We start from the raw sequence: 15,754 nt of genomic DNA, 5'->3' as shown, positions 1-15,754 counted from the left end.
CGTGACAGACCGCGGCGTCATCACCGTCCACGGCCAGATTCAAGCCTGCAGGACCCCGAGCACTTACACGTCTGCACAGTCAACGGCGTGATCCAGGACGTGGTGAACGACCGTTGTGCTTCCCGGAAGCGGGTGTTCGCGGCCGTCAGCGCCTGTTGCGTCGCGGCCCATCGGATCAATGCCGTGGCTCACCGCAATCTGGTCGAATCCGGACCGTCGCCCCCCCACGCAAGTCAGATGCCCCCGGTTTTTCAACAAAATACCCGGTTTCCCAGCGTCGTCCGGTCACAGTCAGCTATCAAAGCGGAAGCATTCGTTTCGACAACCCAACGCGCCCACCGTCAATACCCATCCTGCATCAACCGGAATCCAACGCCCCGCCTGCCTGCAGTTCTTCGCCGGCAAGGCATCAAATGTCTGGACGTTGCTGAAGGCCAGCAACGGCTCCCCGCCCAGGGCGAAGGGAAAGGTCCGTTGCGCGGCCGAGAACGTCCGCGGCCAGTCCCCCGTCGGGTTGGGCAAGTCGTCAGATCCCACCCCACGCATGGCGCACCATCAGCAGTGCCAGCACGGCCATCGTCACCCCGATCAAGCCGTCCAGCACACGCCAGGCGGTGGGCCGGGCAAACCACGGTGCCAGCCAGCGCGCGCCCACGCCCAGCAGGCTGAACCAAACCACGCTGGCGGTGCTGGCGCCGGCGGCAAACCAGGCTTGCAGCGGCGCCGGCTGCTGCGCGCCCAGGCCGCCCACCAGCAGCACGGTGTCCAGGTAGACATGCGGGTTCAGCAGCGTGAAGGCGGCGGCCTGGGCCAGCGCGGCGCGGCGGCTCAAGGCCTCGCCGCCCGTGGCGGCCTGCAGACTGCCGGCTTGGCGCATGCGCTGCAAGGCTTTCCAGCCGTACCAGGCGAGGAACACCGCGCCCGCCAGCGCCAGCGCGCGCGCCAGTTGCGGGCGCTCGCCCAAGGCGCGGGCCATGCCGAAGACGCCGGCGGTGATCAGCGCCGCATCCATCAGCGCACAGAACGCCACCACCGCGCCCACATGCTCGCGCCGCAGGCCCTGGCGCAGCACAAAGGCGTTCTGCGCACCGATGGCCACGATCAGGCCCAGCCCCAGGGCGAAGCCTTGGGTGAACACCGGGGCGCCAACCGTGCTTTCAACACTCATGGCGCCAGCTTGCCGGGTCTGGCGGGTGAAGCCAAGCTACATTTCCTAAACGCACCTTAGCAACACTTCATCCATGCTGGACTACCCCTCACTGTTTGCGCTGGCCGCCGTGGTGCGTGAAGGCAGTTTCGAGCGCGCCGCGCGGGCGCTGCACGTCACGCCGTCGGCCGTGTCGCAGCGGGTGCGGCTGCTGGAAGAACGGGTGGGCTGCGCGCTGGTGGTGCGCGGCCAGCCCTGCGTGCCGACCGAGGCCGGACGCCGCCTGTGCCAGCACGCCGACCAGGTGCGCCTGCTGGAGGGTGAGCTGCGAGAGGCGCTGCCCGCCGCCACGCCGGTGGACGACCCGACCGGCGCGCGGCGCGTCACCCTGCCGGTGGCGGTGAACGCCGACAGCCTGGCCACCTGGTTCCTGCCGGCCGTCACCGCGTTTGCCGCCAGCGCACCGGTGCTGGTGCAGCTGGCGGTGGATGACGAGGGCCACACCGCCGACTGGCTGCGTCAGGGCACGGTGCTGGCCGCCGTCACCGCCCAGGCCCAGCCCGCGGCCGGCTGCAGCAGCCGCGCGCTCGGTGCGATGCGCTACATCGCCGCGGCCAGTCCGGCCTTTGTCGCGCGGCATTTTGCCGACGGGGTGTCCGCCGCCCGCCTGGCCGCCGCGCCCAGCCTGGTCTTCAACGCCAAAGACACCCTGCAGCAGCGCTGGGTGCAACGCACCGTGGGCGCGCCCGTTCCCCTGCCCGGCCACACCCTGCCGTCGTCACACGCGTTTGTGGCGGCATCCCTGGCCGGCATGGGCTGGGCCTTGCACCCGCTGGCCCTGGTGGAGCCGCACCTGGCCCGGGGTGAACTGGTGGCGCTGCTGCCCGGCACGCCGCTGGACGTTCCCCTGTACTGGCACCAGGCCCGGCTGGCCTCGACCGGGCTGCGCGCCCTGTCTGACGCGGTGGCGCGCGCGGCCGCCGCCGGGCTGGTGGCGGTGCCGTGACGGTCTTGCCGGGCCGCCAGCCGCCGCTTCGCAGCACGCGGCCCGGCGGGCGCGACACAATCCGGGCATGACCGCCTTCAAACCCTACCTGAGCGCCATCGAGGCGCCGACGCGCGCCGACGTGGACGCGCTGCCCGGCCTGACCGTGCTGGAGTTCGGCACCACCTGGTGCGGTCATTGCCGCGCCGCCCAGCCCGCGGTGGCCGAGGCGCTGGCGCAACACCCGCAGTGGCAGCACCTGCGGGTGGAGGACGGGCCGGGTCAGCCGCTGGGGCGCAGCTACCGCGTCAAGCTCTGGCCCACGCTGGTGCTGCTGAAAGACGGGCAGGAAGTGGCCCGCGTGGTGCGCCCCAGGCAAACCGCCGACCTTGCCGACGCCCTGAACGGCGCCTGATCAGCCCCCGATCAGCCCCGGACCGGTGCGCCGGCGGTGTGGCGACGCTTTTTGAGTCAAAAGTGCCATTACCCAGCGTGGAATGGTGATTGTTTGCTCTCTTTTCAGGACTCTGCAGGCGCCACCGCCTCGATGCGCGCCGGCACCCATTTGTGCCACGGCGTGCCGGCAAAGGCGTCGCGGTCGTCCAGGTGCGTGAGTTCGTTCGGCGCGGTGCCGGTGAGGGCGGCCTCGCCGTCGGCACCGGGAAAGTCCACGCCCTGGCCATTGGGCAGCGACACGTGGCCGGGCCTCATGCGATCGCTCAGCGCCACCGTGACCTCGGCCTGCCCGCTGCGGGTGACCAGACGCGCGCGGTCGCCGTCCGCCAGGCCCAGGCGGGCCGCGTCGGCGGGGTTCAGCGCCAAGGCGCCGGCGCGGTCCTTGCGGCGCCAGTCGGGGTTGCGGACGATGGTGTTGGCGGTGTAGCTGCGGCGCTCGCCGGCCGAGAGCACGAAGGGAAATTCCGCCGGCGGCTGCGGCGCGGGCTCGGCCGCCAGCGCAAGGATTTCGTCATAGAACTCCCGCAGCGCCAGCTGGATGCGGCCGTTGGGCGTGGACACACGGCGCAAGGATTCGTCCCAGTCGTCCACCGAAAACACCCGGCCCGAAGGCGCGGCCAGGATGGCGTCGAACAGCGCGTCGGCCAGTTCGGCGCTGTCTTGGGCCTCCAGGCCGATGCCGGCCCGGCGGATCGACTCGCGCTGGTGCTTCACGGCCAGCTGGCACACGCCCCACAGGCCCGCGCCCTCGGCCAGGCCGGGCGGCAGCAGGTCACCGATGGCGCGGTACAGCAGCACCGGCAACAGGGCCAGCACCTGCGGTGCGGCGGCGGCCAGCTCGGCAAACGCACGGCGGAAGGCCGGGCGGCCGGCCTGCCAGGCGGTGCGCAACGCCGCCACGGCGTCGGCCGGCAGCACGCCGGCGGTCTCCAGCAGGCGGGCGTGCAGCTCGGCCTCGGAGAACAGGCCGTTCTGCGGCGGCAGCAAGGCGCGGCGCAGGTGGAACACGTTGTGCGGAAACTCGAAATTGAAGAAGGTGGCCTCGGCCTTTTCCAGCTGGCTGGCCACCGGCAGCACGTAGTGCGCCAGGCGCGCGGTTTCGGTCATGGCCACATCGACCACCACCAGCAGGTCGAGTGCGGCCAGGGCCTCGCGCATGCGCGGCCCGTCGGCCAGCGAATGCGCCGGGTTGGCCGACTCCACCCACAGGCCGCGAAAGCGCTGCGGATGGTCGGTGAGGATTTCCTCGGGGATGCTGTTGCACGGCATCAGCCCGCCGATGATGGGCGCGCCGGTGACCGGTGTGCGCTTGTAGCTGCCCGGGCCAGAGGCCGTGCCGACGATAGGCACCAGCGCGGTGGGGCGGTACAGCGTGCCCGGCTTGCCGAAGTGGCCGGTCAGCAGCACCAGCAGCAGGTGCAGGTAGGACACCAGCGTGCTGTGCCGGTTCATCTGCACGCCCAGGTCTTCAAAGCTGGCCACGCTGCGTGCGCGGGCGATGCGGCGCGCCACGTCGCGCACCACCGCTTCGTCGATGCCGGCTTTGCGCGCGTGCGCCGCCACGTCCAGATGGGCGAACAGGGCGGTCACCTCGGCGGCGCCGTCGGCATGGGCCTGCAGCCAGGCATCGGCGAGCAGGCCTTCCTGCACCACGGTGCCGATCAGCGCGGCCAGCAGGAAGGCGTCGGCGCCGGGACGCACCGCGAGGTGGATGTCGGCGATGTCCGCCGTCTCGCTGCGGCGCGGGTCGATGACGATCAGGGTGCGCGCCGGGTCGCGCGCGATCTCGCGCAGCGTGACCCGCGCTTTGGGGATGCCGTGCGAATGCCAGGGGTTCTTGCCGATCAGCAGCGCCACCTCGGCGTGTTCGAAGTCGGCCCGCGCCACGCCGCCGAGCATGCAGCCGGCCACGTAGAAGGCGCCGGTTTTTTCCTGGGCGATGGCGCTGCTCTGGTAGCGCATGCCCAGCGCCGCCCGCATCGCGCGGCTGTACAGGCCCGGCAGGTGGTTGCCCTGGCCGCCGCCACCGTAATACAGCAGGCTGGCTCCGCCGTGGCGGCCGGCCAGCGCCATCGCGCGCTGCGTGACCTCGCGCAGCGCGGTGTCCCAGCTGATGGCCTCGAAGCTGCCGTCGGGGCGGCGGCGCATCGGGCGGGTCAGGCGCTGCGGGCCGTTCTGGTAGTAGTCCATGCGCGAGGCTTTTTCGCAGGCGTAGCCGCGCGAGGCGGGGTGGGCGTCGTCGCCGCGAACCCGCACCAGGTGGCGGCCGCCCTCGCCGCCCAGCTCCACCTCCAGGCCGCAGTTGTTCTCGCACAGGATGCAGGCGGTGTGCTGCCAGGGGGCGTGGCGGTGCGCGCCGTCGTCGGCGTCGGCCTGGGGTGCGGTGGCGGACGGGCTGTCGGGGGTCGGGCTGTGCATGCGCTTTCTCCGGATTTCGACGAAACAGAATGTGGACTATACTTTTTATATGGCAATGCGCAAGCGGGATCACGATGAAACGCAGTGAGCTGGCCGACCGGGCGTGCCCCGTGTCGCGCGCAGCCGCGCAGCTGGCGGACGCCTGGACCTTTGTGGTGCTGCGCGAGTTGTTCCTGGGCAACCGGCGCTTCGAAGGCCTGCGGCTGCACACCGGCATGTCGCCGCGTTCGCTGGCCCTGCGCCTGGCGCAGCTGGTGGCGCAGGATGTGATCGTGCGCGTGACGCCCGATGCGGCGTCGACGCAAAGTGAGTACAGGCTCACCGAGAAGGGCCTGGACCTGTGGCCGGTGCTGGTGACGCTGCGCCAATGGGGCGAACGCTGGGCCGGCCCCTGGTCCGGCGACAGCACACCCCTGGCGCTGGAGCACCGCGGCCACGGCCATGCGCTGCGGGTCGAGTTGCGCTGCGCCGAATGCGGCGAGCCGGTGCAGGCGCGCTCCGCCCGGGTCGTGCCCACCGAGCAGGCCTTGCGCGAGCGCGCCGCGTTCGCCGACGCCGAGCGCGCCCGCACGCCCCGGCGAGCGCGCCGCGCCACCCAGGACCCCGCCCGGGAACCCCGCCGCCCGAAGCCGCCTGCGGCCGTCTGAGCGCCCCGGGAGCCGGCGCAAAAGGCCCCTGGAGCGCCGTTTTCAGGGCCGAATCAACCTGTTCCCAGCGCCAACCAGCCACCAGCAGCTATCTTTTCAGGAGTGATCACCCCCCTTGCGGCCGGCACGAACCCGCCCCACTATGATGACCCCATACTGCTGAACCTGATCTGGCTGGGCTTCTTCGTCAGTGCGTTCGCGGTGGCGCTGGGCCGGCTGGCGATGGGGGACATGGAGGTGTTCCCCAAGTTGCTGGCGGCGGTGTTCGACGCGGCGCGCACCGGTTTCGACATCTCGATCGGGCTGGTCGGCGTGATGGCGCTGTGGCTGGGCATTCTGCGCGTGGGCGAGCGCGCGGGCCTGGTGCAGGCGCTGGCGCGCGGGGCGGCGCCGGCGCTGCGGCATCTGTTTCCCGGCGTGCCGCCCGGCCACCCGGCGCAGGGCGCGATGGTGATGAATGTCTCGGCCAACCTGCTGGGGCTGGACAACGCGGCCACGCCGCTCGGCCTCAAAGCCATGCAGGAGCTGCAGACGCTCAACCCGAGCCCCGAGCGCGCCACCGACGCGCAGATTTTGTCCATCGTGCTCAACACCGCCGGGCTGACGCTGATTCCGACCTCGGTGATCGCAATCCGGCAGGCGATGGCGGTCAGGCAGGGGCGGGCGGGCTTCAACGCGGCGGACATCTTCCTGCCGACGCTGCTGGCCACGGCGATCTCGCTGCTGGCGGCCCTGCTGGCGGTGGCCGTGGTGCAGCGCCTGCCGATCTGGCGCGCGCAGTTGCTGATGCCGCTGGCGGCCTCAATCGCCGGCATCGGCGCGGTGCTGTGGGGCCTGGGCCGGCTGCCGCCCGAGGTGGCCGCGCGCGCGGTGGGGCTGACCGGCAGCCTGGTGATCGTCACGCTGTTGCTGGTGTTCCTGCTGGCGGGTGCCGGTGTACGAGGTGTTCGTCGAGGGCGCGAAGGAGGGTTTCGGGGTGGCGGTCGCCATCATTCCCTACCTGGTGGCGATGCTGGTGGCCATCGGCGTGTTCCGCGCGGCCGGCTGCATGGACGCCGTGATGGGCGCCATCGGCGCGGGCGTGACTGCGCTGGGCTGGAACACCGACTTCCTGCCGGCGATGCCGGTGGGGCTGATGAAGATTCTCTCGGGCTCGGGCGCGCGCGCTGATGGTGGACGTGATGCAGACCCACAGCATCGACTCGTTCCCGGCCCGGCTGGCGGCCATCATCCAGGGCTCGACCGAAACCACCTTCTACGTGCTGGCGGTGTACTTCGGTAGCGTGGGCGTGAAGGACACGCGCCACGCGCTGGGCTGCGCGCTGTTCGCCGACGCGGTGGGCATCGTGGCGGCGATCGGCGTGGCCTACGGGTTCTACCGCTGAACGTCAGAGTCGCGCCAGACCGGCGACATGTTCGCCGATCGCCAGTGACGAGGTCAGGCCCGGACTTTCGATGCCGAACAAGGCGATCACCCCCGGTTGGCTGTCGTCGATGACAAAGTCCCGCTGTGGCTGGCCAGGCCCGTGCAGTTTGGGACGGATGCCGGCATAGTCCGGGTAAAAGGCGCCGTCAGGCAGCCCCGGCCAGAAGCGGCGCACATAGTCCTCGAAATACCTCACCCGAGCTGGATCGACGACATAGTCCGGCGCATCGACAAACTCCAGGTCCGGCCCGAAGCGGGCCTGCCCCCCCAGGTCGCGCCGGTAATGAATGCCCAGCGCGCCCGGAATGGGCGGCGGATAGATCAGGCGCTGGAACGGCGCGTGGCCGGTCAGCGCGAAATAGCTGCCTTTGCCGTAATGCAGGGCGGGGATGCGTTCTTCAGGAAAACCTTGCACCCAGGTCGCCGTTTCCTGCGATTGCAGGCCGCCCGCCAGGATCAGGCGGCGGGTGGTGACGGTGCTGGGGTCGTCCCCGCCGATGCGCACCTCGACCTGTCCGGCCGATGGCGTCGCCCCCAGAAAAGGGGAGTTCAGCACTACCACGCCGCCATGCGCCTCAATCGCGCCAACCAGCGCGTCCATGTAGCCATGCGCATCGAAGACCCCGCTTTCGGCCGAGTGCAACGCGCCCACCGTGCGCAAGGCCGGCTCCAGGGCCAGGGCCTGCGCGGCGTCCAGGCGGGTCACGCCTTCGACCCCGTTGGCCTCGCCGCGCGCGGCCAGTGCGTCCAACGCCGCGAGTTCATCGTCCTGCGTGGCCACGATGAGCTTGCCACATTTGTTGTAGGCAACGTGGTGGCGATCGAGGAAGTGGTACAGCAGGCGCCGGCCCTCGACACAGAAACGGGCCTTCAGCGACCCTGGCGGGTAGTGCAGGCCGGCGTGGATCACCTCCGAATTGCGCGAGGAGATGCCCGCACCCACACGGCGCTCACGCTCCAGCACCGCCACGCTGTGGCCCTGGCGGGCCAGCGCATACCCGCAGGCCAGGCCCACTGCACCGGCCCCCACCACGATTGCGTCAAAGTCGATTGTCATGGCCCGAGGATAGCCGAGCGCCGCCCGCACCGGTAGCCGAACAGCGCACTGCGGCAGAATGAATGGTCAGGCCCGCGACCGCCACGCGGCGACGGTTCCTTCTTCAACCCCTCTGAAGCACCACGATGGACATCCCCAGCCAGCAGATCGGCCCCGTGACCGTATTTTTCGGCGACCGCAACGGCAAGTACCCCGACGGCAACCAGGTGGTCGTGGCCGGTTCGGACCTGCGCGTGGCCTTCGATACGCCGCTGGTGGCCAACCGCATCGGGCCGGCGCTGGATGGCGTCGATGCCGTCATGCTGGGTCATGTGCACGAAGACCACATGGCCGGCCTGCACCGCCTGCCGCGCGCCGCGGTGTGGGCACACGAGGCTGATGTCGAGGCCGCCCGCAGCTGGCCCGGGCTGGCGCGCCACTACGGCTACCCGGCCGACACCAGCGAGCGCCTGCGCACCATGATCGAGGCCAAGTTCCACTACCACCCCCGGCCGGACGCGCAAGCCTATGCCGACGGCCAGCGCTGGGACCTGGGTGGCGGCGTGAGCGTGACCGCCTTTCATCTGCCCGGCCACACCCGCGGCCACTGCGCGCTGCTGGTGGAGCCCGAAGGCGTGGCCTTCATCGGCGACATCGACCTCACCGGCTTCGGCCCCTACTACGGCGACGCGACCTCCAGCCTGACGGCGTTCCGGCGCTCGCTGCAGGCGGTGCAGGACATTCCGGCCCGCGTGTGGGTCACCTCCCACCACCGGGGCGTGGTCAACGACCGGGCGGCCTTTCTGGCGCACCTGGCCGCGTTCACCGCCCGCATCGACGAGCGCGCCGAACGGCTGCTGCAGATGCTGGCCGACGGACCCTCCACCCTGGAGGCGCTGGTGCAGCGCCGGCTGACGTACCCGGTGGGCTACGACGAGGTCTGGGTGAACGATGCCGAGCGCCGCACCATTACCCAGCACCTGGACGAGCTGGTGGCCGAAGGCCGCGCGCGGGTGCTGGAAGACGGGCGGTTTGCACGCGCCTGAGCACCGGCGAGCAGGCCGCAAACAGTTCACGCGCCGGGGGACGCGGGTTTTTGACCGGTTTCAGAACAAAGTTGGCCGATACTCAGCGTGAAAAGGTCACTGTTTGCTATCTTTTCAGGACTCCTGGTCATCCCGACCGGCTTTTCGCAGCGCCAGCGCCGCGTCGTACAGGGTGTTTTTGGGGCGACCGGTAATCTCCGCCGCCAGTTTCACAGCGGTTTTCAGCGGCAGTTCGGCCAGCAGAAGCCTGAGCACGCGCTGGTCGTCACCCGCATCCGCCGCTACGGGGGCGCCGTGCACCACCACCACGAATTCGCCACGCGTACGGTTCGCATCGGCCGCCAGCCAGGCCGGGCCGTCGCGGGCGGGCACGGTAGCGACTTCCTCGAACTGCTTGGTCAGTTCGCGTCCGAAGGTCACTGGTCGCTCGCCGAGGGTTGCCAGCGCGCCGGCCAGGGCCTCGATGCGGTGGGGCGCTTCCAGCAGCACCACGGCGCGCGGCTCACCGGCCAGCTGCAGCACGGCGCGTTCACGCTCGGCGGCCTTGGACGACAAAAAGCCCGCGAACACGAAACCGCCCTCCTGCGTCATGCCGGCGGCGCAGAGCAGTGTGGTGATGCTGCTGGCACCGGGCAGCGGCACCACCGGCAGTCCGGCGGCGCGTACGGCGGCCACCAGGCGCGCGCCGGGGTCGCTGACGGCGGGTGTGCCGGCATCTGACACATAGGCGATGCGTTGGCCGTGGCGCAGGTGGTCGATCACCGTGTGCGCCGCCTCGGCTTCATTGTGCTGGTGCACGGCCAGCAACTGTGCGCCGGGGCGCTCGATGCCGTAGGCGCGCAGCAGCTGCTGGGTGTGGCGCGTGTCTTCGCAGGCCACGGCATCGACGAGGGCCAGCACATGCAGCGCGCGCAGCGTGATGTCGGCCAGGTTGCCGATGGGTGTGGCCACGACGAACAGCGCGCCCTGCGGATAATGCTGGTGCGCCGCTGCCTCGCGGGCCGCGCTCAGGGCCGGGGCAAAGGAAGCGCTCAAGGAGTGGGTCAATGGATTTCCTGACGAAACGGTCCGCGGCGCAGGCGGGGGCAGCCCGGCCGCCCACCACCAAGCAGAAGGGCGACGCCGCCGAAGATGCCGCGCTGCGCCATCTGCAAGCCGCCGGCCTGCGGCTGCTGGCGCGCAATTATCGGACGCCAGGACGCGGCGGCGGCGAAATTGACCTGATTCTGCGCGCGCCGGATGGCACCCTGGTGTTTGCCGAGGTGCGTCAGCGCAGTGCCACGACCCATGGCGGTGCGGCGGCCAGCATCGGCCACGTGAAACGGCAACGCATCATTTTTGCCGCGCGCCACTATCTGATGCGGCTGCCGTCACCCCCGCCATGCCGCTTCGACGTGATCGTCGTGGAACCTGCGGGGCTGCAATGGCTCCAAGGGGCATTCGACGCCGGGTAACACCCCAAGAACGTCGGCAATCCACAGGTATCATGGCCTCCCATGCTTGAGCCGCGCATACAACAGCAATTCATCGACAGCGCCGACCTGAACTACAAGCTGGCCCCGACCCTTTCGGGCGCTGTCGACGCCGCAGTGCAGGCGCTGCTGGCCTGCGTGACCGGTGGCCATACCCTGCTGGTCGGCGCGACCGGTCGCAGCGCCATGCTGGCGCAGTATTTCGCGGACGCATTCGTCGGGCCGTTCGAACGGGAGCGACCCGAACTGAGGGCGCTGGCCCTGACCACCCGTTCTGGTCCCAGCGGGACCCCCGACCTGGCCCGGCAGGTGCGTGCCTTGGGAGCCCCGGGGGATGTGCTCCTGCTGATTTCCACCACCGGTCAGGGGCCCTTGCTGCAGGAGGCCGCATCCGCAGCCCACGCGCGCGAGATGACCGTCATTGCGCTCACCGGCGCCGACGGCGGGGAACTGCGCCGCAGACTGAATGAAACCGATGTGCTGGTGTGTGTGCCCCATGAACGCGCGGCGCGCATCCGCGAAGTACATCTGCTGGTCCTGAACTGTCTGTGTGACGGTGTCGACAGCCATCTGCTTGGAGAACAGGAGAACCTGACATGAAATTTGCCCCGGGCCGCAGTGCGGCATGGATTCTTGTGGCCGCGCTGGCCGGTGGCGCTGTGCTCAGTGGCTGCGCGCCGCTGGCTGTGGGCGGCGCGGTGCTGGTCGCGACCGACCGGCGCACTTCAGGCGCTCAGCTGGAGGACGAAGGCATCGAGCTGCGGTCGGCCAATCGCCTGCGTGAGGCGCTGGGCGACCGCGCCCACATCAATGTGACCAGCTACAACCGGCAGGTTCTGCTGACCGGCGAGGTGCCCGGCGCAGCCGAGCGGCAGCAGGTGGAACAGATCGTTTCGCGGGTCGAGAACGTGCGCGCCATCATCAACGATCTGGCGGTGCTGGGGAATTCGACGCTCGGCCAGCGCTCCAATGACGTGCTGATCACCGGCAAGGTGAAAGCATCCCTGGTCGACGCGCGCGACTTGTTTGCCAACGCCTTCAAGGTGGTCACCGAACGCGGCACGGTGTACCTGATGGGACGCGTCACCCAGCGCGAAGCCGATCGCGCGACGGAAATCACCCGTTCCGTCGGCGGCGTTCAGAAGGTCGTCCGGGTGATGGAGATCATCAGCGAAGAGGAGTTGCAGCGCATGCTGCCCAAGCCCGCGCCAGAGCCTGGCGGCAGCACCCCGCCCGCCGCGAACCGGACCTGACCGGGAAGCTCATGCGAAACGCCCCTGGAGTCAGTGGGGGGGCAGCTCAGCGCAGGCGGCGGATCAGACTGGAAGTATCCCAGCGGTTGCCGCCCATCTGCTGCACGTCGGCATAGAACTGGTCCACCAGCGCGGTCACCGGCAACCGTGCGCCGTTGCGCCTGGCCTCTTCCAGGACCAGGCCGAGATCCTTGCGCATCCAGTCGACAGCGAAACCGAAATCGAACCGATCGGCCACCATGGTCTTGCCGCGGTTGTCCAGTTGCCAGCTCTGGGCCGCGCCTTTGCCGATCACATCCAGGACCTGGTTCATGTCCAGGCCGGCTTTCTGGCCAAATGCGACGGCTTCACTCAAGCCCTGCACCAGTCCGGCGATGCATATCTGGTTGACCATTTTGGTCAGTTGCCCGGCGCCGCTGGAGCCCATGCGGGTAAAGGCGCGCGAGAACGCCAGGGCAACCGGTCGTGCGGCATCGAAGGGCGCCTGGTCACCACCACACATGACCGTCAGCTGCCCATTTTGCGCCCCCGCCTGCCCCCCAGAGACGGGTGCGTCGACAAAATGCAGATCCGCCGCGCGCGCGACGGCGTAGAGCTCTCTTGCCACGTCAGCGGAAGCGGTGGTGTGGTCGACGAAGACCGACCCCGGCGTCATGCCGGCGAAAGCCCCGTCTGCCCCCAGGGTCACCGAGCGCAGATCGTCGTCGTTGCCGACGCAACAGAACACCAGGTCCGCGCCTTGGGCCGCCTGGCGGGGGGTTAGGGCATGTTTATGGCTATTACCCGGCGCAAATTCGTCACACCATGCTATCGCTTTTGGTTCGGTGCGATTGAACACGGTGACGGTGTGCCCCGCTTGGGCCAAATGGGCGGCCATAGGGTAGCCCATCACACCCAGACCGAGAAAGGCAACGCGGCGCGCAGGGGTGGTTTCGTAGGAACGTGGATTGATACTGGGCATGAAAGGGATCAGACGATGGACAGATGTTCGGTTCCGGCGGATAGATCAGCCGACTTGGCGCGCTGGCTCTGCAGCTTGATCTGCAACCGAAGGTCGTTGACGGAATCGGCGTTCCGCAGTGCGTCTTCATAGGAAATGGTTTCGGCCTCGAACAGGTCAAACAAGGCCTGGTCAAAGGTCTGCATGCCCAGATTGCGGCTCTTCTTCATGATCTCCTTGACCTCTCCGACCTCGCCTTTGAAGATCAGGTCGGCAATGAGTGGCGTGTTGATCATGATTTCAACTGCAGCGGTACGGCCTTTGCCGTTCTGCCGGGGCACCAGCCGCTGGGAGATCATGGACTTGAGGTTGAGCGACAGGTCCATGAGCAGCTGGGTACGTCGCTCTTCGGGGAAGAAGTTGATGATGCGGTCCAGCGCCTGGTTGGCACTGTTGGCATGCAATGTCGCCAGGCACAGGTGGCCGGTTTCGGCAAACGCGACCGCGTGCTCCATGGTTTCACGATCGCGAATCTCGCCCATCAGGATGACGTCGGGCGCCTGACGCAAGGTGTTCTTCAGCGCCGCTTCCCAGGAGTCGGTGTCCAACCCCACCTCGCGCTGGGTGACCACGCAGTTCTTGTGCGGGTGCACAAATTCCACCGGGTCTTCGACCGTGATGATGTGTCCGTAGGAATTCTCGTTGCGCCAGTCGACCATCGCGGCCAATGTCGTCGACTTGCCCGAGCCGGTGGCGCCCACCAGGATACACAGGCCACGCTTGGCCAGCACCAGTTCCTTGAGCACCTTGGGCATGCCCAGCCCGTCCAGGGTCGGCAAGGTTTGCGGAATCAGGCGAAGAACCATGCCGATCTTGCCCTGCTGCACGAAGGCATTGACACGGAATCGCCCCACCTGGGCCGGTGCAATGGCGAAATTGCACTCTTTCGTGCGCTCGAAATCGGCCGACTGCTTGTCGTTCATGATCGAGCGCGCCAGCGCCTGGGTGTGTGCCCCTGTCAGAGGCTGCGGCGAGAGTTTGGTCACCTTGCCGTCGACCTTGATGGCTGGCGGAAAATCGGCCGTGATGAACAGGTCGCTGCCGTTGCGGCTGATCATCAGCTTCAGCAGGTCGTTGATGAATTTGCTTGCCTGGTCGCGCTCCATTCCTGTCTCCGGTTTAGCGCGAGCCTCAGCCGCGTTGCTGATAGCTCAACTTGGCTCCCATCGCACGCAGGCGCAGGGACAGCTTGCGAGCCAGCAGACCGATAAGCGCAGCCGACAGATGGGGCGCCTGCACAATCATTTCATCCAGTGCCTGCGCACTGAGAACTGCCATGTGGCATTCGTCGATGGTGGTGCAGTCGGAGAACCGCTTGCCGCCATCCAGCAGCGACATCTCCCCCAGGACCTCACCGGGTTTGGCCTCGCTCAATCGCAGGCGTTCGCCCCACGGCTGGTTGCGTTCCACCGCCATCGAGCCGTTGAGCAGGACGACCATAAAGCTGCCATATTCGTCCTGGCGCATCACGTCGCGCTGCGAAGGGACCACCGCAAAATCGAAAAAATGCACCAGATGGTCCATCGCCTGACCCTGCAGGTGTTTCATGTGATGGTCTTTGACCCACAGGCTTCGCATCAGCGCACCCCCTTTTTCCGAGGGGAAGCGCTTGGCACCGATTTCGACAGCCCGCGCCTCCCAGGGAATGGCTTCCTCCGCGGAAATGCCGTGGTCGGCGAACGCCGTGGCAAAGAACACCGACTCCGGTGCGTCGTCGTTCTCCTGGTTGGCCGACTTGCCACGCAGGACATCGAGCAGATTTTTCATGGAACCCCCTAATTTCCCTGGTGTGGTCAGGCGACTCAGCCGGGGAAGTTTTCTGGAATCTTGGCTTTGGAGCGCGCTTCACCCGGCGTGATCATGTTGCGTTTGACCAGGTCGGAGAGGTTTTGGTCCAGCGTCTGCATGCCCACACTGTTGCCCGTCTGGATGGCCGAATACATCTGCGCGACCTTGGCCTCGCGAATCAGGTTGCGGATGGCGCTGGTGCCGATCATGATCTCGTGGGCCGCCACCCGACCGGAACCGTCCTTGGTTTTGCACAGGGTCTGCGAGATCACCGCCACCAGCGATTCGGACAACATGGCCCGCACCATGTCCTTCTCTTCGGCCGGAAAAACGTCAATAACCCGGTCGATGGTCTTGGCAGCACTGGAGGTATGCAAGGTGCCAAACACCAGATGCCCTGTTTCGGCTGCGGTCATGGCCAGGCGAATGGTTTCCAGATCGCGCAATTCGCCCACCAGGATGGCGTCCGGGTCTTCCCGCAGGGCGGACCGCAAGGCGGCGTTGAAGCTCAGGGTGTGCGGGCCAACTTCACGCTGGTTGACCAGGCACTTTTTGGATTCGTGCACGAACTCGATCGGGTCTTCGATGGTCAGCACATGGCCATACTCATTCTCGTTGAGGTGATTCACCATGCCCGCCAGTGTGGTCGACTTGCCCGAGCCGGTCGGTCCGGTGACCAGCACCAGCCCACGGGGTTTGAGCGCCAGATCGGCGAAGATGCGGGGCGCGTTGAGCTGCTCCAGCGTCAGGATCTTGGACGGAATGGTCCGGAACACCGCGCCGGCACCCCGGTTCTGGTTGAAGGCATTGACCCGGAAGCGGGCAAGTCCTTCGATCTCGAACGAAAAGTCCACCTCCAGGAATTCTTCATAGGTCTTTCGCTGGCTGTCGTTCATGATGTCGTAGACCATGGCGTACACGGTCTTGTGACTGAGCGCCTCGACGTTGATGCGACGCACATCACCATGGACCCGGATCATCGGGGGCAGACCCGCCGACAGGTGCAGATCGGAAGCCTTGTTCTTGACGCTGAATGCCAGCAGCTGGGTGATGTCCACGAATCCCTCGGTCGGTTTGCTA

15 protein-coding genes and 1 pseudogene are annotated in these 15,754 nt (G+C 68.0%); 8 read left to right on the top strand and 8 right to left on the bottom strand.

Going from position 1 to position 15,754, the window contains the following annotated elements; translation table 11 throughout:
• Positions 1-526 precede the first annotated feature (526 nt).
• Complete coding sequence (locus tag AC2EBU_RS14380; protein WP_484611123.1) at positions 527-1,168, bottom strand: LysE/ArgO family amino acid transporter; 642 nt, start codon at positions 1,166-1,168, stop codon at positions 527-529.
• Positions 1,169-1,241: 73 nt separating this feature from the next.
• Here AC2EBU_RS14380 and AC2EBU_RS14375 point away from each other — a divergent pair, with 73 nt between their 5' ends.
• Together AC2EBU_RS14375 and AC2EBU_RS14370 are read left to right on the top strand one after the other, a co-directional pair.
• Positions 1,242-2,153, top strand: coding sequence for a LysR family transcriptional regulator ArgP (locus AC2EBU_RS14375; protein ID WP_484611122.1), 912 nt, complete (start codon positions 1,242-1,244; stop codon positions 2,151-2,153).
• 67 nt (positions 2,154-2,220) lie between these two features.
• Positions 2,221-2,547: a thioredoxin family protein gene (locus tag AC2EBU_RS14370; RefSeq protein WP_484611121.1), complete on the top strand. Its 327-nt coding sequence runs from the start codon at positions 2,221-2,223 to the stop codon at positions 2,545-2,547.
• A gap of 104 nt (positions 2,548-2,651) precedes the next feature.
• On the opposite strand, the gene AC2EBU_RS14365 is transcribed toward AC2EBU_RS14370, so the two are convergent.
• On the bottom strand, positions 2,652-5,006 hold the full coding sequence (locus AC2EBU_RS14365; RefSeq protein ID WP_484611120.1) for a molybdopterin-dependent oxidoreductase: 2,355 nt from the start codon (positions 5,004-5,006) through the stop codon (positions 2,652-2,654).
• A gap of 74 nt (positions 5,007-5,080) precedes the next feature.
• Here AC2EBU_RS14365 and AC2EBU_RS14360 point away from each other — a divergent pair, with 74 nt between their 5' ends.
• Entirely contained in the window at positions 5,081-5,653 is a 573-nt protein-coding gene (locus AC2EBU_RS14360; protein WP_484611119.1) for a winged helix-turn-helix transcriptional regulator, read from the top strand.
• Positions 5,654-5,806: 153 nt separating this feature from the next.
• Positions 5,807-7,038 (top strand): annotated as a pseudogene (locus AC2EBU_RS14355) (nucleoside recognition domain-containing protein).
• 3 nt (positions 7,039-7,041) lie between these two features.
• Here the strand turns inward: AC2EBU_RS14355 and AC2EBU_RS14350 are convergent.
• Positions 7,042-8,136, bottom strand: a complete 1,095-nt coding sequence (locus tag AC2EBU_RS14350; RefSeq protein ID WP_484611118.1) for an NAD(P)/FAD-dependent oxidoreductase — start codon at positions 8,134-8,136, stop codon at positions 7,042-7,044.
• Positions 8,137-8,261: 125 nt separating this feature from the next.
• Between AC2EBU_RS14350 and AC2EBU_RS14345 the strand changes: the two genes are divergently transcribed.
• Positions 8,262-9,161, top strand: coding sequence for an MBL fold metallo-hydrolase (locus AC2EBU_RS14345; RefSeq protein WP_484611117.1), 900 nt, complete (start codon positions 8,262-8,264; stop codon positions 9,159-9,161).
• 114 nt (positions 9,162-9,275) lie between these two features.
• Here the strand turns inward: AC2EBU_RS14345 and rsmI are convergent, their stop codons facing one another.
• Complete coding sequence (gene rsmI / locus AC2EBU_RS14340; RefSeq protein ID WP_484611116.1) at positions 9,276-10,208, bottom strand: 16S rRNA (cytidine(1402)-2'-O)-methyltransferase; 933 nt, start codon at positions 10,206-10,208, stop codon at positions 9,276-9,278.
• Here rsmI and AC2EBU_RS14335 point away from each other — a divergent pair.
• Genes AC2EBU_RS14335 through AC2EBU_RS14325 form a run of 3 tightly spaced genes read left to right on the top strand, consistent with a single transcriptional unit; the run spans position 10,208 to position 11,886 of the window.
• A complete protein-coding gene (locus AC2EBU_RS14335) occupies positions 10,208-10,615 on the top strand; it encodes a YraN family protein (RefSeq protein ID WP_484611115.1) in 408 nt (135 codons plus the stop codon). The two genes, rsmI and AC2EBU_RS14335, sit on opposite strands and share 1 nt — an antisense overlap.
• A gap of 42 nt (positions 10,616-10,657) precedes the next feature.
• The gene (locus AC2EBU_RS14330; protein WP_484611114.1) at positions 10,658-11,233 is read left to right on the top strand and encodes an SIS domain-containing protein; all 576 of its coding nucleotides are present in this window, start codon (positions 10,658-10,660) and stop codon (positions 11,231-11,233) included.
• Positions 11,230-11,886, top strand: a complete 657-nt coding sequence (locus AC2EBU_RS14325) for a BON domain-containing protein (protein ID WP_484611113.1) — start codon at positions 11,230-11,232, stop codon at positions 11,884-11,886. Before AC2EBU_RS14330 ends, AC2EBU_RS14325 begins: the two co-directional genes overlap by 4 nt.
• Before the next feature lie 46 nt (positions 11,887-11,932).
• Here AC2EBU_RS14325 and AC2EBU_RS14320 read toward each other — a convergent pair whose 3' ends face one another.
• From AC2EBU_RS14320 to AC2EBU_RS14305, 4 genes are read right to left on the bottom strand one after another with little or no spacing between them, the layout of a single operon-like run.
• Positions 11,933-12,847, bottom strand: coding sequence for an NAD(P)-dependent oxidoreductase (locus AC2EBU_RS14320; RefSeq protein ID WP_484611112.1), 915 nt, complete (start codon positions 12,845-12,847; stop codon positions 11,933-11,935).
• Positions 12,848-12,855: 8 nt separating this feature from the next.
• A complete protein-coding gene (locus AC2EBU_RS14315; protein WP_484611111.1) occupies positions 12,856-13,992 on the bottom strand; it encodes a PilT/PilU family type 4a pilus ATPase in 1,137 nt (378 codons plus the stop codon).
• 25 nt (positions 13,993-14,017) lie between these two features.
• Entirely contained in the window at positions 14,018-14,653 is a 636-nt protein-coding gene (locus AC2EBU_RS14310; RefSeq protein WP_484611110.1) for a cyclic nucleotide-binding domain-containing protein, read from the bottom strand.
• 35 nt (positions 14,654-14,688) lie between these two features.
• Entirely contained in the window at positions 14,689-15,732 is a 1,044-nt protein-coding gene (locus AC2EBU_RS14305; RefSeq protein WP_484611109.1) for a type IV pilus twitching motility protein PilT, read from the bottom strand.
• Positions 15,733-15,754: the final 22 nt, after the last annotated feature.

Source organism: Curvibacter sp. T50 (assembly GCF_057219955.1).
The sequence above is the reverse complement of the archived record's forward strand: the minus strand, read 5'-3'. Positions and strand labels throughout refer to the sequence as shown.

Bases quoted from the DNA above. Each gene is read 5' to 3' on its own strand.
- AC2EBU_RS14315 (WP_484611111.1), bottom strand. From the start codon at position 13,992: ATGGAGCGCGACCAGGCAAGCAAATTCATCAACGACCTGCTGAAGCTG.
- AC2EBU_RS14330 (WP_484611114.1), top strand. From the start codon at position 10,658: ATGCTTGAGCCGCGCATACAACAGCAATTCATCGACAGCGCCGACCTG.
- AC2EBU_RS14360 (WP_484611119.1), top strand. From the start codon at position 5,081: ATGAAACGCAGTGAGCTGGCCGACCGGGCGTGCCCCGTGTCGCGCGCA.
- AC2EBU_RS14320 (WP_484611112.1), bottom strand. From the start codon at position 12,847: ATGCCCAGTATCAATCCACGTTCCTACGAAACCACCCCTGCGCGCCGC.
- AC2EBU_RS14335 (WP_484611115.1), top strand. From the start codon at position 10,208: ATGGATTTCCTGACGAAACGGTCCGCGGCGCAGGCGGGGGCAGCCCGG.
- AC2EBU_RS14350 (WP_484611118.1), bottom strand. From the start codon at position 8,136: ATGACAATCGACTTTGACGCAATCGTGGTGGGGGCCGGTGCAGTGGGC.
- AC2EBU_RS14380 (WP_484611123.1), bottom strand. From the start codon at position 1,168: ATGAGTGTTGAAAGCACGGTTGGCGCCCCGGTGTTCACCCAAGGCTTC.
- AC2EBU_RS14310 (WP_484611110.1), bottom strand. From the start codon at position 14,653: ATGAAAAATCTGCTCGATGTCCTGCGTGGCAAGTCGGCCAACCAGGAG.
- AC2EBU_RS14370 (WP_484611121.1), top strand. From the start codon at position 2,221: ATGACCGCCTTCAAACCCTACCTGAGCGCCATCGAGGCGCCGACGCGC.
- AC2EBU_RS14345 (WP_484611117.1), top strand. From the start codon at position 8,262: ATGGACATCCCCAGCCAGCAGATCGGCCCCGTGACCGTATTTTTCGGC.
- AC2EBU_RS14365 (WP_484611120.1), bottom strand. From the start codon at position 5,006: ATGCACAGCCCGACCCCCGACAGCCCGTCCGCCACCGCACCCCAGGCC.
- AC2EBU_RS14325 (WP_484611113.1), top strand. From the start codon at position 11,230: ATGAAATTTGCCCCGGGCCGCAGTGCGGCATGGATTCTTGTGGCCGCG.
- AC2EBU_RS14375 (WP_484611122.1), top strand. From the start codon at position 1,242: ATGCTGGACTACCCCTCACTGTTTGCGCTGGCCGCCGTGGTGCGTGAA.